Source organism: Neobacillus niacini NBRC 15566 (genome assembly GCF_001591505.1).
Classification (GTDB): domain Bacteria; phylum Bacillota; class Bacilli; order Bacillales; family Cytobacillaceae; genus Neobacillus; species Neobacillus niacini.
This window is the reverse complement of the sequence record NZ_BCVA01000043.1, coordinates 1-18,930: the sequence shown is the minus strand read 5'-3', so window position 1 is coordinate 18,930 and position 18,930 is coordinate 1. Positions and strand designations below refer to the sequence as shown.

18 protein-coding genes and 1 other annotated feature are annotated in these 18,930 nt (G+C 38.9%); of the genes, 8 read left to right on the top strand and 10 right to left on the bottom strand.

What is annotated here, in order from left to right:
• Nucleotides 1-73: 73 nt before the first annotated feature.
• Nucleotides 74-850 carry a hypothetical protein gene (locus BANA01_RS23045; RefSeq protein WP_034673315.1) on the bottom strand — a complete coding sequence of 259 codons (777 nt, stop codon included), beginning with the start codon at nucleotides 848-850 and terminating at the stop codon, nucleotides 74-76.
• Between the two features lie 300 nt (nucleotides 851-1,150).
• Between BANA01_RS23045 and mgtE the strand changes: the two genes are divergently transcribed.
• The 4 genes from mgtE (at nucleotide 1,151) to gltP (ending at nucleotide 5,945) form a co-directional block, all read left to right on the top strand.
• Nucleotides 1,151-2,509 (top strand): magnesium transporter, encoded by a 1,359-nt coding sequence (mgtE, locus tag BANA01_RS23040; protein ID WP_034673317.1) that lies wholly within the window; start codon nucleotides 1,151-1,153, stop codon nucleotides 2,507-2,509.
• A 159-nt stretch (nucleotides 2,510-2,668) separates the two neighbouring features.
• Nucleotides 2,669-3,850, top strand: a complete 1,182-nt coding sequence (locus BANA01_RS23035; protein WP_034673319.1) for an FtsW/RodA/SpoVE family cell cycle protein — start codon at nucleotides 2,669-2,671, stop codon at nucleotides 3,848-3,850.
• A 95-nt stretch (nucleotides 3,851-3,945) separates the two neighbouring features.
• Entirely contained in the window at nucleotides 3,946-4,542 is a 597-nt protein-coding gene (uptA, locus tag BANA01_RS23030; protein ID WP_034673322.1) for an undecaprenyl phosphate transporter UptA, read from the top strand.
• A 125-nt stretch (nucleotides 4,543-4,667) separates the two neighbouring features.
• Nucleotides 4,668-5,945 carry a glutamate/aspartate:proton symporter GltP gene (gene gltP, locus BANA01_RS23025; RefSeq protein WP_034673324.1) on the top strand — a complete coding sequence of 426 codons (1,278 nt, stop codon included), beginning with the start codon at nucleotides 4,668-4,670 and terminating at the stop codon, nucleotides 5,943-5,945.
• Nucleotides 5,946-5,985: 40 nt separating this feature from the next.
• Here the strand turns inward: gltP and BANA01_RS23020 are convergent, their stop codons facing one another.
• The 3 genes from BANA01_RS23020 to argS form a co-directional block, all read right to left on the bottom strand.
• Nucleotides 5,986-7,167: a NupC/NupG family nucleoside CNT transporter gene (locus tag BANA01_RS23020; RefSeq protein WP_034673327.1), complete on the bottom strand. Its 1,182-nt coding sequence runs from the start codon at nucleotides 7,165-7,167 to the stop codon at nucleotides 5,986-5,988.
• Nucleotides 7,168-7,424: 257 nt separating this feature from the next.
• Entirely contained in the window at nucleotides 7,425-7,889 is a 465-nt protein-coding gene (locus BANA01_RS23015; protein ID WP_034673329.1) for a DinB family protein, read from the bottom strand.
• 78 nt (nucleotides 7,890-7,967) lie between these two features.
• Nucleotides 7,968-9,662, bottom strand: coding sequence for an arginine--tRNA ligase (gene argS, locus BANA01_RS23010; RefSeq protein ID WP_034673331.1), 1,695 nt, complete (start codon nucleotides 9,660-9,662; stop codon nucleotides 7,968-7,970).
• Nucleotides 9,663-9,788: 126 nt separating this feature from the next.
• Nucleotides 9,789-9,997 (bottom strand) — a binding site (T-box leader).
• A gap of 100 nt (nucleotides 9,998-10,097) precedes the next feature.
• Between argS and BANA01_RS23005 the strand changes: the two genes are divergently transcribed.
• Nucleotides 10,098-10,358 carry an alpha/beta-type small acid-soluble spore protein gene (locus tag BANA01_RS23005; protein ID WP_034673335.1) on the top strand — a complete coding sequence of 87 codons (261 nt, stop codon included), beginning with the start codon at nucleotides 10,098-10,100 and terminating at the stop codon, nucleotides 10,356-10,358.
• A 29-nt stretch (nucleotides 10,359-10,387) separates the two neighbouring features.
• Here the strand turns inward: BANA01_RS23005 and BANA01_RS23000 are convergent, their stop codons facing one another.
• Genes BANA01_RS23000 through BANA01_RS22990 form a run of 3 tightly spaced genes read right to left on the bottom strand, consistent with a single transcriptional unit; the run spans nucleotide 10,388 to nucleotide 12,954 of the window.
• Nucleotides 10,388-11,170 (bottom strand): ABC transporter permease, encoded by a 783-nt coding sequence (locus BANA01_RS23000; protein WP_034673338.1) that lies wholly within the window; start codon nucleotides 11,168-11,170, stop codon nucleotides 10,388-10,390.
• Nucleotides 11,171-11,176: 6 nt separating this feature from the next.
• Nucleotides 11,177-11,980, bottom strand: a complete 804-nt coding sequence (locus BANA01_RS22995) for an ABC transporter permease (protein ID WP_034673341.1) — start codon at nucleotides 11,978-11,980, stop codon at nucleotides 11,177-11,179.
• Nucleotides 11,977-12,954, bottom strand: coding sequence for an ABC transporter ATP-binding protein (locus BANA01_RS22990; RefSeq protein WP_082799645.1), 978 nt, complete (start codon nucleotides 12,952-12,954; stop codon nucleotides 11,977-11,979). The genes BANA01_RS22995 and BANA01_RS22990 overlap by 4 nt, the downstream gene beginning before the upstream one ends.
• 142 nt (nucleotides 12,955-13,096) lie before the next feature.
• On the opposite strand from BANA01_RS22990, the gene BANA01_RS22985 reads away from it, so the two are divergent.
• Together BANA01_RS22985 and BANA01_RS30690 are read left to right on the top strand one after the other, a co-directional pair.
• Entirely contained in the window at nucleotides 13,097-13,546 is a 450-nt protein-coding gene (locus BANA01_RS22985; RefSeq protein WP_052106286.1) for a hypothetical protein, read from the top strand.
• 5 nt (nucleotides 13,547-13,551) lie between these two features.
• Entirely contained in the window at nucleotides 13,552-13,680 is a 129-nt protein-coding gene (locus tag BANA01_RS30690; protein WP_268875110.1) for a hypothetical protein, read from the top strand.
• A gap of 290 nt (nucleotides 13,681-13,970) precedes the next feature.
• Here the strand turns inward: BANA01_RS30690 and BANA01_RS22980 are convergent, their stop codons facing one another.
• The 3 genes from BANA01_RS22980 to BANA01_RS22970 are packed head-to-tail and all read right to left on the bottom strand — an operon-like array spanning nucleotide 13,971 to nucleotide 17,605.
• Entirely contained in the window at nucleotides 13,971-14,441 is a 471-nt protein-coding gene (locus tag BANA01_RS22980) for a (2Fe-2S)-binding protein (protein ID WP_034673345.1), read from the bottom strand.
• Nucleotides 14,442-14,459: 18 nt separating this feature from the next.
• Entirely contained in the window at nucleotides 14,460-15,287 is an 828-nt protein-coding gene (locus tag BANA01_RS22975) for an FAD binding domain-containing protein (protein WP_034673347.1), read from the bottom strand.
• Nucleotides 15,287-17,605: a xanthine dehydrogenase family protein molybdopterin-binding subunit gene (locus BANA01_RS22970; RefSeq protein ID WP_034673362.1), complete on the bottom strand. Its 2,319-nt coding sequence runs from the start codon at nucleotides 17,603-17,605 to the stop codon at nucleotides 15,287-15,289. The genes BANA01_RS22975 and BANA01_RS22970 overlap by 1 nt, the downstream gene beginning before the upstream one ends.
• 314 nt (nucleotides 17,606-17,919) lie before the next feature.
• Between BANA01_RS22970 and BANA01_RS22965 the strand changes: the two genes are divergently transcribed.
• Nucleotides 17,920-18,846, top strand: a complete 927-nt coding sequence (locus BANA01_RS22965; protein WP_063254861.1) for a nuclease-related domain-containing protein — start codon at nucleotides 17,920-17,922, stop codon at nucleotides 18,844-18,846.
• Nucleotides 18,847-18,930: the final 84 nt, after the last annotated feature.

Sequence of the window (18,930 nt, the reverse complement as noted above, 5' to 3'; positions counted from 1 at the left end):
TGAAACCTACAGCTTGGCTAAAAACCACCTAGTTATACAAACACAAAGAAATCTCCCCAACAAAATGGAGAGATTAGATAACTGTAAGCTTCCATTCTTTTGTTTTTTTATCAAAGATGATTTTAGCATGGCAGGTTTCGCCTGAAATTTGCTGATATTCTTCGTACATATCATCCATCGATGCAAAATCACCAATTACCCAAATCGGTATTTCCAGCTTGTTTCGCTGATGATCAACATCACGTAAAGAAATACAGATACCTTCCTTAATAAAGGGCGTTAAAGATAAGAGAATTTCCTTATTAATTGGTGGATATGAACGTTTTTTTCTGATTCCGAGAAGTGTCTTTTCAAGCTTCAACTTTCCCAGCTTACTGGAAAGCGCATAACTTAAAAGATGAAAAAAGTCCTTAAAGCTTCGATAATATACTTTATTAAAGAATCCATCGTCGTGCGCCAAATAAACAAAACGGTTCCCTAACTTATTATAAAAAGGCAGTTTTAAATGCTGCTTTTGATGTCCCAAGTATAATATTTCCGCTATTTCTTGTCCTGTTAGTTCATTTAATCCTTCTTCTTCAACAAAGTCAATCCAGCAGAAATCACCGTAGCCATAAATATCTTCCGCAGCTAAACTTTCGATTCGCTCATCCGGACAATATTCTAGCAGAGTATGCATATTAAAATCACTATCTTCAAAGCGATGTTTTAATAATAGCAAATGATTCAATGTACCCGAAAAAGCAGCAGCAAATTCAGCAAATTCAATACCGTAAGATAGTACATACTGATCATTTTGATTTAAGTGGACATAGACAAGATCCTGTATGTCTTGATGGTGCTTTTTCAAAGCCAAACTCCTCCGATCAGGAAAATAAACATTATGGTAATGAGTTAAAATACTCATTAAAACGCTCACCAATATTAACCAATCTTTCACTATTTTATCATTAATAGTCCAAATAGCTTATTTCAATTCTTTTACAATTCTAAAGAGATTTGTGATACTTTTGAAACAGTTAGCTTTATTCCTTTATGTATAACACATACTAGTCGATAGTAGTATTAACTGCAGTACAATCAACAAATCATTTTTTACATACATGTATAGAAGGATTAAAACGCACCGTTAGAAAGGAGCGTGCTGTCAATGATTAAAGATATGACGAAAGACGAAATGACCCTCCATATTATAAAGTTATTAAAAGAAAACAAAAAGGCAGATTTTCTTACCATCCTTGAAGAACTGCAGCCATATGATACAGCAAAAATATATGAGGATTTACCTGAAAAGCATAAACTTCGTTTTCTCTTATTCTTAAATTTTGAAGTACTCGCTGACCTAATGCAGGAACTTGAAAAAGAAGAGCAGCTTGAGGTTTTAAATAAACTCGGGTTAGAGAAATCCAGTAAAGTCCTTGATCTAATGGACAATGATGATTTGGCCTTGTTCCTTGATGAACTATCACCAGAGAAAAAAGAGTCACTGCTCTCTGGTATGAAGGTAGAAGAGTCTCAAGCTGTTACCGATATTATGAATTACCCTCCTGAAACTGCAGGCAGAATGATGACGAATCGCTTTGTCTGGATTCGAAGTTATTACAGCGTAAGGGAAGCGGTGGATAAGTTAAAAACGTTTGCTGAGTTTGCTGAATCCATTAATTATTTATATGTTGTTAACGAAGAGAGAAAGCTGGTTGGTGTTGTTTCTTATCGAGACCTACTGCTTGCTGACATTAATGAGAAAATTAATAACATCATGTATGAACGTGTAATATCTGTTTCCGTGACTACCGACCAAGAAGTCGTCGCCAGAATGACGGAACGATACGATTTCCTTGCAATTCCTGTGGTTGATGAAAGTAACAGACTTGTCGGTATCGTTACCGTCGATGATATTATTGATGTCGTCATTAAAGAGGCAAATGAGGATATAGAAAAATTATCTGCCTCTGGGAAATCAATTGACTTTGATACAAAAACATTTGTTGCAGCTGCTAGGAGGCTTCCATGGCTTATATTGCTTTTATTTATCGGGCTATTGTCCGGCAGAATAATCAGCAGTTTTGAACATACCTTGGAACAAGTCGTCGCCATTGCCTTTTTTATGCCCATGATTGCAGGAATGACCGGTAATACTGGTACTCAATCACTAGCCGTAGTGGTGCGAGGACTTATTTCTCATGATATCGATAAAGGGGTCATCCTTCGCTTGATCGCCCGAGAACTTGGTGTCGGCGTGACAATCGGGATTACCTGTGCCATCCTTATCTCCATTATCGCTTATATATGGCAGGGAAGCTTTATTTTAGGTGCAGTGGTCGGTGTTTCACTTTTCTTTACACTCATTATTGGCACCCTTGCTGGTACAATCATCCCGCTGATTTTATTCCGTTTAAATATTGACCCTGCTGTTGCCTCCGGCCCGTTAATTACGACAATTAATGATATTTTTTCTCTACTCACTTACTTTGGTATTGCCACGATGTTTCTAAACTATCTCATGTAGGCACGGTCATAGACCGTGTTTTATTTTTTTGAAACATTTTGTCTAGTGAAATCGTCATAATAGTAAAGTTGTTGTAATAAATTACCTAAATATATTGTTACCAAATATTTTCTTTGTTAGCATATTACTATACAAATAGACAAAAATTGGGTGTGGCATATGGACAATTTCACTAAAAAGGCAGACCGCTTTGATTGGACGTTAACATTAATTTTGTTTCTATTTTTTCTCGTAAGTTGTTTAGGAATTTATAGTGCACAAACAGCTGGACAGTACGATGAAAATTTCCTAGTTAAGCAAACTTTCTGGTATGTGGTTGGAGCAGCCATCATTTCCATTACCATTCTTTTTGACAGTTTTCAATATAAACGGCTTTCCTGGTACTTGTATGGATTTGGACTTATTTTGCTTATTGGTGTCCTTGCTGCCCCAGAAAGCATCGCTCCCATTAGAAATGGTGCCAAAAGCTGGTTTATTACGCCTCTTGGGTCGATTCAACCATCTGAATTTGTTAAAACCTTTCTCATTTTAGCACTTAGCACTGTCGCAACCCAGCATCAAGAGAAATATCTAGAGAAAACATTTAAAAGAGACGGTTGGTTATTACTTAAATTAGTAATCACAACATTCGTACCAATCTTCTTTATTATGAAGCAAAATGATCTAGGTACTTCGCTTGTCTTATTATCGATTTTAGTCGGATTCATTCTCGTATCTGGTATCACATGGAAGATTATTTTGCCTATCTTTAGTACCGGTGCTTCACTTGCCGTTTTCATTATTTATTTGGTTGTTCAAAGACCAGATATACTCGAAAAATACCTGCATGTACAAGAATACAAATTTAATCGAATATATGCATGGCTTGACCCGTTCAACCATTCAAGCAGTTCAGGTTACCATCTATTGAAATCCTTAAGTGCGATCGGTTCCGGATTGATAACCGGTAAAGGATTTGGCAATCGGGAGGTTTACATTCCTGAAGGTCACACAGATTTTATATTTAGTGTGATTGGTGAAGAGTATGGCTTTGTAGGCGGCAGTGTCGTCATCGGACTGTTCTTTCTATTAATCTATCACTTAATTAAAACAGCATTCGATACCAATGATCCATTTAATACATATGTGTGTACGGGAATTATCTCTATGCTCACCTTTCATGTATTCCAAAATGTCGGTATGACCATTCAAGTACTTCCGATTACAGGTATTCCCTTACCTTTTATCAGCTATGGCGGAAGTTCATTAATGGGTAATATGTTTGCGATGGGTATCGTCTACAGCATTCGCTTCCATCATCGTAATTATATGTTCACATCATCAAAGTCTTTAAGCAGTTAAATCAAGGCAGCGGTAAAATCCGCTGTTTTTATTTCTTTCTTCTCTAAACTGTTATAAACTTAGAAAAGCGAAAATATTTAAGGTGAAGGTGAACTATGAAAGAATTTATTTTCTCAGTACTAGAGTTCTTATCAGAGTTAGGCTACTTCGGAATTGCTCTAGGGTTAATGATAGAAGTTATCCCTAGCGAAATCGTCTTAGGGTATGGCGGTTATATGATTTCAGAAGGAATCCTCGGCTACCCCGGCGCAATTATTGCTGGAACAGTTGGCGGAACCCTTGCACAGTTATTTCTCTATTGGGCAGGATACTACGGCGGGCGGCCCTTCTTAGAAAAATACGGCAAATATGTCTTTATTAAAAAGAAGCAAATTGACCTGTCCGAACAATGGTTTCGAAAATATGGAGTCGGCGTCATTTTTTTCGCCCGATTTATTCCCGTTGTCCGACATGCGATATCCATTCCTGCTGGGATTGCGAAAATGTCTGCGACCAAATTTACGCTTTATACGGTAGCTGCAGTTATTCCATGGACCATCCTTTTCCTATATTTAGGACATACACTAGGGGAAAATTGGTCACATATTAAAGAATATGCTGCGCAATATACCTTGCCTATTATTATCGGTGCCGTTATTCTTGGTGTTATTTACTTCTTAATAAAGAAAACAAAAAAATCAACTACTGATTGATTACAGTGGTTGTTTTTTTTTGTCATCAAAGCATCATTTGACTTTTTATCGTGTTAGAAAATAAAATAGAAAAGATACATGGTGTTTGTCGATAATAACAGATTTACGTCGAAAGGATTGATTTTTTGAAAAAGTTTGGTTTAGCTTGGCAAATTTTAGTCGGATTAATCCTTGGGATTGCTGTAGGTGCAATTTTTTACGGAAACCCTGAGGTGCAAACATATTTACAACCAATAGGTACAATCTTTATACGCTTAATAAAAATGATTGTCATACCGATCGTAGTTTCCAGTCTAATTGTTGGGGTTGCGGGTGTAGGAGATATTAAAAAGCTTGGATCATTGGGCGGCAAAACGATCCTTTATTTTGAAATTATTACGACCATAGCGATTATTATCGGATTAGGTGCAGCTAATCTCTTTCATCCAGGTACTGGCATTGATATGGATCATTTAACCAAGAAAGATATTGGCGGATATATTTCTACAACAGAACAGGTAGAAAGCCATAGCTTTGCAGATACATTTGTTAATATTGTTCCTCAGAATCTATTTGAATCACTCGTAAAAGGCGATATGCTAGCAATTATATTCTTTTCGGTCTTCTTTGGCCTTGGGGTCGCTGCTATTGGGGAAAAAGGGAAACCTGTTCTCGCATTTTTCCAGGGAACGGCTGAGGCGATGTTTTATGTAACAAATCAAATTATGAAATTTGCTCCATTTGGTGTTTTTGCACTTATCGGAGTTACGGTTTCAACCTTTGGAGTTTCCTCGTTAATTCCCTTAAGTAAATTAATTTTTACGGTCTATGGGGCAATGGTCTTCTTTATTCTAGTTGTTTTAGGTTTGGTTGCTAAGCTTGTCGGTATTAATATCTTTAACATTATTCGTATTTTAAAAGATGAACTAATCCTTGCTTATTCAACAGCAAGCTCTGAAACAGTACTTCCAAAGATTATGGAAAAAATGGAGCGCTTCGGTTGCCCGAAGGCTATTACCTCCTTCGTCATTCCGACAGGATATTCATTTAACCTTGATGGATCCACCCTTTACCAAGCCTTGGCAGCGATATTTATTGCACAAATGTATGGTATTGATCTTTCCATTAGTCAGCAGATCTCACTTATGCTGGTACTTATGGTAACCTCAAAGGGAATCGCCGGTGTTCCTGGGGTTTCGTTCGTTGTTTTATTGGCGACTTTAGGGTCAGTTGGGATTCCACTTGAAGGCTTGGCATTTATCGCTGGTATCGACCGAATACTAGATATGGCTAGAACAGTTGTAAACGTGGTCGGAAACTCGCTTGCCGCGGTAGTCATGTCAAAATGGGAAAAGCAATTTGATACAGAAAAAGCCGACAACTATATTAAAGAGATTCGTGATGTTAAACCAGTGATTGAATAAAATAGAGGCTGCTTGGAATCATTTCCAAGCAGCCTTGTTTTTATAGCATTATGCTCGTAATAGCCGCTGTTAATAAGCTTACGAGTGTTGCTCCGTAAAGTAATTTCAGTCCAAACTTTGCTACTTGATTTCCCTTTGCTTCATTTAAGCCCTTAACTGCCCCCGTGATAATTCCAATCGAGGAGAAGTTCGCAAAGGATACAAGAAACACAGAAATAATTCCAACTGTTCTACTTGAAAGAGAGTCAGCAATCTTTCCTAAATCCATCATCGCTACAAACTCATTGGATAATAACTTCGTTGCCATAATCGTACCGGCTTCAACCATATCGACTGCTGGTATACCAACGATAAAGGCAAGTGGTGCAAATATATAACCTAAGACCATCTGGAAGCTAATTCCGAAAATGGCTTCAAAAACATGGTTAATCATACTAATTAATGCAACGAAACCAATTAACATGGCTCCTACAATAATAGCGACCTTGAATCCATCCATAATATATTCCCCAAGAACCTCGAAGAAAGTTTGTTTTTCCCCTTCTTGAATATCAATAATATCTTCTTCCGGTGAAACCTCGTAGGGATTAATAATGTTGGCAACCATAAATCCGCCAAATAAGTTTAACACCAAGGCCGTAATCACATACTTGGGATCAATCATCGTCATATATGCCCCTAATATCGAGGCAGATACCGTAGACATCGCTGACGTACATAAAGTATAAAGGCGGTGCTGAGGGATATATGGAAGCTGCTTTTTTACAGAGATAAACACTTCAGATTGACCGAAAACAGCCGATGCAACCGCATTATAGGACTCCAATTTACCTAAACCATTGACCTTACTTAAAACAATACCAAGATAACGGATGATAATGGGGAGGACCCTAATATGTTGGGCGATCCCAATTAAGACAGAAATAAACACGATAGGTAAAAGGACATTTAAGAAAAATGGTCCTGCCCCCTCATTTGCCATTCCTCCAAAAACAAAATTAATCCCTTCTGCTGCATAGCTTAACAGATGGTCGAACAATGTGGAAACAGCTGTAATAATCACAAAACCTACCTCAGTATTAAGCAGCAAAAAAGCAAAGAGCAGCTGCAGTACGAGCATAGTGATAAGCGGTTTAACCTTAATCTTTTTCTTATTGTTACTAGCAATATAGGCTAATAAAAAGATGATAACGATGGCTGCTAGAAAAAGTAAATATTTCAATCCTATTCCTCTCCTGTTCTGGATGTTCTATCAATTATGTAAGGTGATAGAAAATACAATTTATTTCGACAAATAACGACACTTTTATCAAACAACAAAAATGAGTATAATGTTACCGTTTTCTCCTGTCAATTGAATCAGAGATAGTGGTAAAATTCAGGTTTTTCACTTTTTTATTATTCCATCCCGCCTTTTTCTTACTCTTTTGCAAAAAAAAAATCCACCTGAAAAGGTGGATGATTAAAATGATGGTCTTTTTATTTTTTTTCCGTTTCAATAACACGTTTCATTGCTTGAATATGTCCCAGGTGCAAATTCTCGTGAAAAAGAGCAAAATTAACGAGCTCACCAAAGGCCTTCTGACCAAGAAATGGCTCTTTTAACTCCACGCTGAGGCTTTCAACAGGAATTTCCTTCATTCTATTTAATTGGTCTTTTAACTGGCCTACTAAGATAGAAACAGACGGAACATCCCCTTTCCAGTCAGCGGGTTTCGTCCCTCTTGCAAATAGCTCCATATAGTTTGCCGGCAAATGGCTTGTATTTTTCGGAAAGCCAAATAGCAAACTCTCGGTTGTTGTTAACACATGTCCTACATGCCAGTGAATGTTGTTGTTAAATCCTGCAGGTTGAACACTGACTAGCCCCTCGTCAACAGCAGCTACATTCTTGATAAAGAAACTTCTTGTTAACTCCATATTATTTAGCAAAAGTTCACTCATCTCTTCTTCCTCCTCTTTATCTCCCTTAACACTTCTTCATTTTATAACAAATTAACCCACCCATTAAACTATTTTTACTTACATTTCCTCTGGAGCTTCAATCCCTAATAATCTTAAACCTTCCTTTAAAACAATCGTCACTGAATAGACGAGTGCCAAGCGGGCTTGTTGTTCTGCGTTGTCCTCAAGGATTTTAACATCCCCATAATATTTATTAAAGGCTTGTGCGAGGTCCACAATATATTTGGCAATTTGAGAGGGATCAAACTGCTCATATGCCCTTTTAATTGCATTTGTAAACTCAGTAAGCAGACTAACAACCTTCCATTCTTTTTCCCAGGATGGCGACGAGATTGGGGCTGTTACAGCCATCTGCCAGTTCCCTTTTCGTAGAATAGAGCAGGCACGTGCATAGGTATATTGCACATAAGGTCCTGTTTCACCTTCAAAACGGAGCATGTCTTCTAGTGAAAATTCTATATCATTCATTCTAAAATTCTTTAAATCATGAAACATGACTGCCCCTACTCCTACCTGTTTTGCCACTGCATTCTTGTTCGTAAGGTTCGGATTTTTTTCCTCAATATTATGTTTTGCCATTGCGATGGATTCATTTAATACTTCCTCTAATAGGACGACCTTCCCTTTTCTTGTTGACATCTTCTTGCCATCTTTAAGCATCATTCCGAATGGAATATGGACCATATTGCTTGCCCATGCGTATCCCATCTTTTCTAACACAGCGATTAACTGTTTAAAATGAAGGCTCTGTTCATTACCAACAACATATAACGACAAATCAAAATCATAGTTTTCTTTACGGTAAAGCGCTGCAGCTAAGTCACGAGTTGCATACAGGGTAGCTCCATCAGATTTTTTTATTAAACATGGAGGCAATCCTTCATCTGTTAGTTCCACCACTTGAGCCTGGTCGGATTCTACCAGCAATTGTTTTTCCTCTAGAAGCTGGACAACATGGTCCATTTTATCATTATAGAAGGCTTCCCCTGCAAAAGAATCGAATTGGACATTCATCAATTCATAAATCCTTGAGAACTCTTTTAAGGACTCATCACGGAACCACTGCCATAGCATCGCAGCTTCCTCATCACCATCTTCAAGTTTTTTAAACCAGTTTCTTCCCTGTTCCACAAGTGAAGGATCATTTTCTGCTTCATCGTGGAACTTTACATAAAGCGTTAGTAATTCCTTAATAGGTTTCTGTTTAACCTTCTCTGCTTCTCCCCAAAGTTTAAAAGCCGTAATGAGTTTACCAAACTGAGTGCCCCAGTCCCCAATATGGTTAATTCGGATTGGCTTATATCCGCATTTTTCAACAATAAATGCTAAAGAGTTACCAATGACAGTAGAACGCAAATGGCCCATTGAGAACGGCTTGGCGATATTTGGTGATGACAGGTCAATGGTTACAGGTCGGTTATTGCCAATATCTAAAGCACCATACTTCTCCTGCTGCTTAATAATTTCAGCAACCGTATCTTCCGAAACCATTTTTTTATTTAAGAAGATGTTGATATACGCCCCCACCACTTCTACCTTCTCGATAGTTGGTGATTGGATCTTTTCACTTAACTCTTGAGCAATAACTGCGGGTGATTTTCTTTTTACTTTTGCTAATATAAAACAAGGAAAGGCGAAATCACCATGCAGGTGGTTTTTAGGTTTTTCAATTAACATTTCCAGTTCTTTCTCTTGAATTTCATGGTCGAGTGCTTCATATAAAATCTTTGCAAACTCCTGTTTATACTTCATTTTTTAAGACCTCCATTTTTATCTCTTTTGGCTGTGTTAAATTGGGCTGTTGAATGGCGTTCCAATCAACAGGTTCTATATCTGTAGCCATCTCTTTATAAAAACAAAAAACTCCCGTCTCTATGTTGAAGAGACGAGAGTTAACTCGCGGTACCACTCTACTTGTTCTATAAGAACCAGCTTGGCTTGTTAACGGAGAACAACTCCGGTTTGCCCTACTATTTTCAGGCAAACATCTCAAAAGTGCGCTTCATTCTTTGCTTCGTATCAGGCTCCCACCATCCCTGACTCGCTTCGACTTCCCAAAGAACTACTCTCTTTTTCACTGATTTTTTCCGACTTGATTGTTGTTATTATACTGGATAAAAAAGGATTTATCCAGTCGTTGCTGTTTATTTTTTAAAATGGGCATCCTACTAATAAAGGAGGGATAGTATGGCCAGAAGAAATAGAAATAAAATTCTCGTCCCTGAAGCAAGGAATGGATTAGACGCATTAAAAGCAAGGGTCGTCCAGGCACAAAATCCTGAAAACGCCAAATTTGAGGCCGCCGAGGAGGTCGGTGTTCCTTTAAAGAAAGGTTATAACGGTCAGCTCACTTCACAGCAAGCTGGTAAGGTCGGGGGCAGACTAGGCGGAAGCATGGTCCGTGAACTTGTCAAAATGGCACAAGAAAATATGGCTAAAAAAAGGTAAGCAGTGGCCCCCCACTGCTTACCTAACACTTAAGATCCGGTGGATCGATAGTGCCTTACTCCAAATTGCCAGACGAAAATACACGGAAGAATAAAGAGGCTTCCAGCAAGAGGAGTCAGCATATATAGAAGCTCATTCCCCTTTGTTTTTCCAAGAATAAATAAGAGTGGAAGATAATTTACCGTTCCAAATGGGATGACATAGGTAAAGAATTGAGCTACCCACTTTTGATAAATATTTAATGGGTATTGCGCCATCTCTCTGCCTCCATCTGTAAAGATATTGGCCACCTCTAGACCTTGCACTGTCCAAAAACACATCGTCGCAGCAAGCATATAAATGCCTGTGAAAATGAATACCCCGCTCGTAATCATAAAAAACAGAGTGACTACCTTAACGAAGCTCCATTCAATGGGAAGATTATTCAACGCCCAAATTAAAACGATACCACTTTGAAGGAGCCTGCCTATCCGTGTGAATTCAAATTTTGAACCGAGCACCTGAAGAAATGTACTCCGCGGTCTTACAAGGACCCTGTCAAAATCTCCCTTAATGATTAGACTAGAAAAAGTGTCAAAGCCGCGTGCAAAACACTCGCTTAACGAAAAAGCCATGTGAATCACAGCAAAACAAAGTGCCACTTCAAAAAAATCCCAGCCTTTTATATGTCCAAACCTTTCAAACAAAAAGTAAAGCCCCGCAAAAACCGAGAAAGGAATAAAAAACTGTCCAATAGATAAAAGCCAAAATGACGTTCGGTATTGCATTTGTGATTTAAATAAAATGAGCAGATACTTAAAATAAAGACTCATCTCCCATTATCCCCCCTGTACGACTACTCTCTTTAATACGCTGTTAAATGCTAATTTCCCTAACCATAGCAGTCCTAGAAGATAGCCAAGTTGAATAAACACACCTATTAAGGCATCACTTTGTGCAATATGTCCTGAATATACTCGGAATGGAAAATCAGCTGTCCAACGAAATGGCAGGACATAAGCAATTTTTTGCAGCCACAGCGGCATTAACGGAATCGGAATAATCAAACCTGCAAAGAATTCTCCTAAAACTCCAAATATCAAAAGTGAACCCATTGGAGATAAAGTCACAAATACAGAAATATATAAGAACATTGATATGGCTACTAACAGAAGTAAGCCTAATAAAAGGGTTATAACAAATAAAATAAAGGTTGTTACATCTGGAGGAAGAGTCATGTTGTAGGGTTTTGGCAAGAAGAAAGCCACTAGTAAAATAGGATAAAAGCGTAATAGTGCACTGGATAACCGCTGTGCTAAAAGTTTGGCATACCAGAAGCCATATAAATCTGTTGGCCGGCAAAGTTCATAGGCAATATTGCCGCTAGTTATGAGATCAAATAATTCATTGTCCCGAAACCAAAGCATAATAAATGCAAGAAAAGCCTGCTGCAGCCAAATATATGTAATTAATTCTTGTAAGGAAATTGGCGGCGTTATGGATGAATGTTCGTAAAAGGCTTGAAAGACCATAATCGAGATAAATCCCCAGAAAAATTGGGTTGCTACTCCAGCTAGTGCAGCAGACCGATACTGCATACCAATTAACACCCTTAGTTTTAGTATCGAAGCATATACCTTCATATTTGGAACTCCTTATAAAGCTGGATGATCACGTCTTCTATTGGCTGTGATTCGATTGTCACATCTAAAAGGTCCACCTTTTGGGATAACTCGGTAATAACTTCCGATGTAAGGATTTTTTCTGTATCGATGCTGAGGACAGCATGTTCAGGAGACCAGTGGATGATCGAGGTCCCTGGTATATCAATAGAATTTATATTTTTACGGTAGTCCACGGTTATCGTTTTATGGGATCCGAAGCGTTTCTTCAATTCCTCAATTTTCCCATCATAGAGCAAACTGCCTTTACCAATTAGAATCACTCGGTTGGCCAAGGCTTCAATATCATTCATATCATGGGTAGTCAGGAGCACCGTTACGCCTTTTTCTTGATTGATGGTCTTGATAAACTGGCGTACGGCTATTTTTGAAACTGCATCGAGTCCAATCGTCGGTTCATCTAAAAATAGAATCTGAGGATTATGTATAAGTGAAGCAGCAATTTCACAGCGCATTCGTTGACCCAAACTTAGTTGCCTGACCGGAGAGTTCATTATTTCCTTTAATTCTAATGTTTCTATTAGCAGATTTAACGTAGTTTTATATTCCTGTTCCGGTACGTTGTAAATATCCTTCAATAGCTCAAATGAATCAATCACCGGAACATCCCACCAAAGCTGCGAGCGCTGACCAAAGACGACGCCTATATTTTTCACATAATCCACGCGGTTTTTCCAAGGTGTGTAGCCCATGATACTGCAGTTTCCTCCGTCAGGCACTAATATGCCGCTCATGATTTTAATCGTTGTCGATTTACCAGCACCATTCGGACCAATATAACCGACAATTTCTCCGGGCTCAATACTGAAAGTGATATCTTTTAAAGCTTCTACAATCGTATGCTCCCTGTAAAAGAGCGCCTTGGTAGCCTGCCTTAATCCAGTGGAACGCTTTGCCACTTTGAAGGATTTAGTAATGCCCTCTAATTTAATCAAATACTTTCCCTCCTTTTTGTCACGGAAGAAAATAGTATCATTCGAAGTTGATAAGTGTCAAGAATTTTCTAAATTGTTTTTTCATAATCAATATGGGCATTTTATGCCCTACTGAATATCATGGTGAAGAGGTGAGCTTCCTTTGACATACACATATATTGATGAAAACCTACAGTGCATTGCTTCCCTTCAACGTGATTTAAATCTAGTTACTGCCTTCTTATTGTTAACCGGACAAATTACAGTAATTGGAGTGTTTATAACATCAGGAGGATTTCGTGTTTCATTAAGTGGGCCTATACTGGGCGGAGAACGAACAGTAGGTAAATACGAAGATAAAATATCAAATGCAGTTATTGATATCATTGATCTTGTACTTGCAATCTTATTAATTGTGGATCAAATTAGGTTGACTGGTGTTGTACTCGGACCCAGAAGATTTTCAGTGAATGTAAGCGGCCCAATCTTTGGTGTCCCTTTATATGAACCTGCACTTCCTGTATTAAGACAAGATTATCACTTTTTTCAGCAGATTGTATCAAGTCATTTTAATATTGACTCCAGTATATTTAAAAATATTGAAAAGGAATGATCATAATGGCTCTAAATCAATTACCCACCATTAAATTATCCGATAATAGTGTGTTTCTCATTGCTATTTCAATTGCTGCCTTCATCTTTTTCTTTACGCGTGTAGAACGGATCGACGGAGGAACTTCTATTTAGGTGTTCATTTTTAAAAAAGGTCTATGGATTTAACTGGGTTTGAAAAATAACCGGCAAAATTCCGTTTGAACTGGGAAATATCAATATTTCCTTAAAAATAAAGGAAGTTTTTCCGTTTATATGAGCCAAATCGGTGAATTCTGTCTTATGTAGAGCAGTTAATCGGAATATCTCCGCTTAAATCTGCTTCTTAAGCTTCCTCTATATACTTAGCCGGAAATTCTCCCCTTATCAAAAGTGAAGCAGAGCCTAAACATAAAGAGAGGTTGCGAACAACCTCTTTTTCGTGGTTAATTGGAATGGTGTTTATTTTTTTCCAAGGCAGACTTGACGGCCGTTTCAATTTCGATATAGCTTGTGCAGCGGCAAATATTCGATTCAAGCCACTCTTTAATCGTCGAATCATCCGCGTCTGGTTTCTTGAGAATAAGGGAATGACAATTCATGATAAACCCAGGTGTGCAATATCCGCATTGAAAAGCAAAATGTTCAACAAACGCCTGTTGGATCAGGGTATTACCTAATCCTTCAATCGTTTTAATTTGCTTTCCCTGCCCTTCTACCGCCATCATTAAACAAGACTTCATTGGCCAGCCATCGACATTAATTGTGCAAGCTCCGCAATCCCCATTCAAACACCCCGGTTTTGCCCCTGTTAATCCAAGCTTCTCCCTAATCGTATATAAGAGTGTGTCTCCAGTTCTTACAGTCACCGTGCGCACTTGATCATTAATGTTTAAATTAATCGTGTGTAGTTTCACAAAAATCACTTCCTTCCCTTAGTCGAACGCCCCTAAAACATCCTCAAGTAAATTTTGCAAAACAAACAGCCTGTATTCTGAAGAACCTTCAACATCATTAAGAATGGGGCTGGGCACTTCGGCTAATGCACTTTGAATCCGCGCCTTTACGGATAATTCATGGTTATTTAACGCAGCCTCCATCTTCTTTGATCGAAACGGAAACGGGCAAAGGCCGCTGAACGCCGTCCGTACCTCTCCATCTATTTTTAATGCGGCAACTGTTATTAATGGGTACCCTGTTTCCCACTGCTGCCGGCGTTTAATGCTGATAAAAGGGGCATGGATATATCGATCATCTGTGGCTACTTGGATAAGAAACTCACCTTTTTTCAATATCAGCTGCTCATTGAAAATCTCATTAAGTGGTTTTACTGTTACACCTTCCGGCCCAACAATTACTACTTGACTGTCGGCTAATAAAAATGGCAGTACTGCCTCCCGATAGAATATTTGCCCGCAGATATTACCGCCGAGGGTTATTTTTCCGCGAGCGGTATGGTCTGCTATGTTACTTGATGTATTGGTCAGTAATGGAAACAAATTCGCTTCTTCAATTTTCGTGAGTGTTAAATTAGCTCCTATTACCAGATAACCCTGTTCAAACTGCATAACGTTTCCTTCTACAATGTCTTTTAGATCAATGGCTGCTTCTGTAAAGGCAAGATTAATCCTTCCGAGAGTAAGTAATTCGGTTGCACCCGAAATATACATTGGTTTTTTTCCATTTCGGTCAGCATTTTGAAAAAGCCCAACTGCTTCCTGCAGCGTTTTTGGCCGATAATAGTCAAAATCAAATGACAGCATTATACTTTCCCCGCCTTTGTCTTCCAAATTAACTCTGGGGTTAACGGAAGGTGGTGTAATGAGACATTTGCCGCCAAAGAAAGGGCGTTCCCGAGCGCACCAGGCATTCCAAGAAGACCATGCTCACCAACCCCGCGGGCCCCGTACGCAGCCTGCAAATCAGGGGTATAAACAAAATCAACAAGATATTCAGGATTTTCACCGTAACGAAGCGGACGATACGTACGTAGCTGCGGGTTCAGGACCTGGCCAAGCTCATCATAGTAAAAGGTTTCTCTTCCCGCAAAGGATAGCCCCATACTCATTGCTCCCATCACCTGCCCTAATGCCGCTTTTTCGTTTAATACAATTCCTATATCAATGACCGAAGCAGCTCTAATTAATCGATAGGTTAAATCACGGCGGTCAAATTCCACTTCAACACCATAAGCGGCTACCGTCCATTCCGGTCCTGGATTTCCTTCTCCTGTCTCGGGATCCAGATAGGTAAGGTGACGGAGGATAAAATTTCCCCTTCCGATAATTTGGCCGCCAATCGAGTTTCCATTTGGATATTGATAGCCGTAGCAAATCTCCTTAAAATCAACACCTATCCGAGGATTGTCTTTTATAAAAACCCTGCTGTTTGCTACCTCTAAATCTTCAGTCGGTGCCCTCAAGACAATAGAGGCAATATTCTTTAATTGGGCAATGACATCGTCTGCCGCCTCTAATAATGCCCTTCCTGCCATATAGATTCCTCTACTTGCGACCGTCTTCCAATGCTCAGGTGTAGTTTGCGTATCCACTTTCATTCGCACGTGGATTTTTTCTACATTCATCTTCATTTTTTCAGCAAGTATCTGAGCTAATACAGTTTTCGTCCCAGTTCCAATTTCGACAACACCAGACATTAAATTAATGCTTCCATCGCGGTTAAATGTCAGGATTACACCTGAAGGAGCATTAGGATCAATTGTTGATGTTTTCCAACTGCAGCTAATCCCCTTAACCCTTACTAGTCTCTCATTAATCTCCTTAACCTGCCCCTCCTCCCAACGGATCAATTTTCTTAATTTCTCAATACATTCTTGTAAATTCCCCACGTTACTTTGATTAAGCAGGACTCTTGTTGGAGTGGTATGACCTGGTTTAATTGCATTTCGGTAGCGCAATTCCAACGGATCTATTTGCAGCTTCTTTGCCAATAAATCTACTGTTCTCTCAATAGCAAAAGAGAGTTCGGAATGACTAAAACCGCGAAAAGGGGTTGCATATGTATGATTGGTGTACATGCCATAAGAATCACACCATACATTTTCCACCTTATAAGGACCAGTACAGTCAACTGCCCCTGCTCGCGTCAGGTCAATCAATTTATCAGAGTAGGCGCCTCCATCCCATAAAAACTGAATTTTCATTGCTTTAATTATGCCATTTGGATCCGCACCAATTTTGACCTTCGCGTCCAGGCCAATATGACAGGGTGACATAATTATATCTTGTTCCCGTTCATTGAAAATTTCTACTGGCAGTCCTCCGACTGCCTTTGAGCCTAAATAAGCGAGTAGCTCCAGCTGGACAGCAGCCTTTCCCCCGTAAGCACCGCCTACGAGTGGTGTGTCGACTACAATCTTTCCAAGATCTTCATTAAAATAACTAGCAATTAATTGCTTCACCATAAAGGGTGCCTGTGATGACGTCATAATCTTAATTGTTCCGTCCGGCCTAATCTCTGCGATGGAACTTCTTGTCTCCATTGCTGCATGATCGGATGGAGAAAACGAATATTCCGCCTCTACAGTAACCGAGCTTTCCGCCAATCCTTTTTCCACGTTGCCTTTGCGTATTTTTACATGATGAGCTATATTCGTTCCAGGAACGGGGTAGACATCTTTTTCCTTTTTATACTCACCTAAGCGCTCATGCACTAACGGAGCATTGTTTTGAAAGGCCTGTGTCGGCGTATGAACAACAGGCAATAACTCATACTGAATGTTAATCAGGCTGGCAGCAAGATCTCCTTGGGCCGGTGTATCGGCAACCACAAGTACAACAGCCTCCCCATGATACCGTACCTTATCGGTCGCTAATGGGGGACGGTCCCGCATGGATTCACCTGTGAGCGCAATATTTTCCCCTGTTAAGATAGCACGTACACCAGTGACTTTTCTTGCATTACTCGTATCAATACTAGTGATTCTTGCATGGGCATAAGGACTGAGCACCACCCTTCCGGAAAGCTTTCTCGTGCTGTGGTAATCGTGTGTATAAAGTGCACGTCCTGTCACTTTTTCCTGTGCCTCTTTACGAATAACGCTTTTCCCGATAACCTCCATATTCATCCCTACAATCCTTTTTTATTTGTTCAAATAGGAATTTTACCAACTCATTACCTATGTATATTCAGCGCCTTTTTAGATTATTGATGGTTTATGTTTCTAATGAGAATTGGACAAAACAAAAAGACTGGATCCATGATTGGATCCCGCCCGAATTTTGATTTATTTTTGATTAAATGTACGGTACCAATTTTGGCTGGTGTTACATCGTTGTACATTTTTTGCGTTAAAATGATTTGTATATTTGTAGATATTTCGCCACAACCAGGTTATAAGATTTTCTATATGATTAGGTAGAAAGGATGTGGATTATGTTCTTAAAATCTAGAACTGAATCAGACTTATTAAAGCTATTAGGATTTTTAAACAACCGAATGAGCTTAACGGAAGACGACCTGAAGCAGTATTTATATTTGAAGAAAGGATACGAAGGAGAATTGGCCTTTGACCGGTTAACGGCTGCAACCCTTAATAGTGACGTATATATTTTAAACGATATCATGCTCGAAATAAATCATTCAAAATTTCAAATTGATTCCTCCCTGATTATACAAGACACCATTTTCCCTTGTGAAATAAAAAATTTTGAAGGTAATTATTTTTACAATGATGGTGAGTTTCACTTTTCTGGCTCAAAAAGTCTAATCACAAATCCATTGCACCAAGTAAAGAGAGCCGAAACTTTACTCCAACAATACCTCAAAAAAAATGGATTCCATTTCCGAATTGTTCCCTATCTAGTTTTTATCAATCCTAAATTCTTCTTATATCAAGCTCCCCAGAACGATTCTATTATTTTTCCTCCACAGCTAAGCTCCTTTATGGAAAAACTAAACTCAAAGCCACCAAACCTAAATGGGATGCAGCGAAAACTAGCTGACAAAATGATAGCGGATCACATCATTGAATCTCCCTATCCCAAATTGCCTCCCTATGAATACCATTCACTGCTAAAAGGATTTACTTGTGCTATCTGTAATTCCTTTCAAATTGCATGTGGCGAGAGGAAAGTTACATGTAAAGATTGCGGTTTTGAAGAGGAGGTTGAATCAGCTGTTGTACGGAGTGTGGAAGAATTAATCCTACTTTTTCCAAGTCTAAAAATCACTACTAATATTATTCATGACTGGTGCGGGGTGGTGGAGTCTAGAAAGACGATCCGAAAGTTCTTAACTAAGAATTATAAATTAATGGGACATGGGAAGTATTCATATTTTGAGGTCTTATTGAAGGAATGAGGTATCTCTGTGTATTCTAGTAGATCTACAGGATCCATGGTTACCACTTTTTTGATTTTTCTTGGATTTCGGTCATCATGACGG

Excerpts from the sequence above, each read along its gene's own strand:
- mgtE (WP_034673317.1), top strand. The coding sequence starts at position 1,151 with ATGATTAAAGATATGACGAAAGACGAAATGACCCTCCATATTATAAAG.
- BANA01_RS23035 (WP_034673319.1), top strand. The coding sequence starts at position 2,669 with ATGGACAATTTCACTAAAAAGGCAGACCGCTTTGATTGGACGTTAACA.
- uptA (WP_034673322.1), top strand. The coding sequence starts at position 3,946 with ATGAAAGAATTTATTTTCTCAGTACTAGAGTTCTTATCAGAGTTAGGC.
- BANA01_RS23015 (WP_034673329.1), bottom strand. The coding sequence starts at position 7,889 with ATGAGTGAACTTTTGCTAAATAATATGGAGTTAACAAGAAGTTTCTTT.
- argS (WP_034673331.1), bottom strand. The coding sequence starts at position 9,662 with ATGAAGTATAAACAGGAGTTTGCAAAGATTTTATATGAAGCACTCGAC.
- BANA01_RS23005 (WP_034673335.1), top strand. The coding sequence starts at position 10,098 with ATGGCCAGAAGAAATAGAAATAAAATTCTCGTCCCTGAAGCAAGGAAT.
- BANA01_RS23000 (WP_034673338.1), bottom strand. The coding sequence starts at position 11,170 with ATGAGTCTTTATTTTAAGTATCTGCTCATTTTATTTAAATCACAAATG.
- BANA01_RS22995 (WP_034673341.1), bottom strand. The coding sequence starts at position 11,980 with ATGAAGGTATATGCTTCGATACTAAAACTAAGGGTGTTAATTGGTATG.
- BANA01_RS30690 (WP_268875110.1), top strand. The coding sequence starts at position 13,552 with ATGGCTCTAAATCAATTACCCACCATTAAATTATCCGATAATAGTGTG.
- BANA01_RS22975 (WP_034673347.1), bottom strand. The coding sequence starts at position 15,287 with ATGCTGTCATTTGATTTTGACTATTATCGGCCAAAAACGCTGCAGGAA.
- BANA01_RS22970 (WP_034673362.1), bottom strand. The coding sequence starts at position 17,605 with ATGGAGGTTATCGGGAAAAGCGTTATTCGTAAAGAGGCACAGGAAAAA.
- BANA01_RS22965 (WP_063254861.1), top strand. The coding sequence starts at position 17,920 with ATGTTCTTAAAATCTAGAACTGAATCAGACTTATTAAAGCTATTAGGA.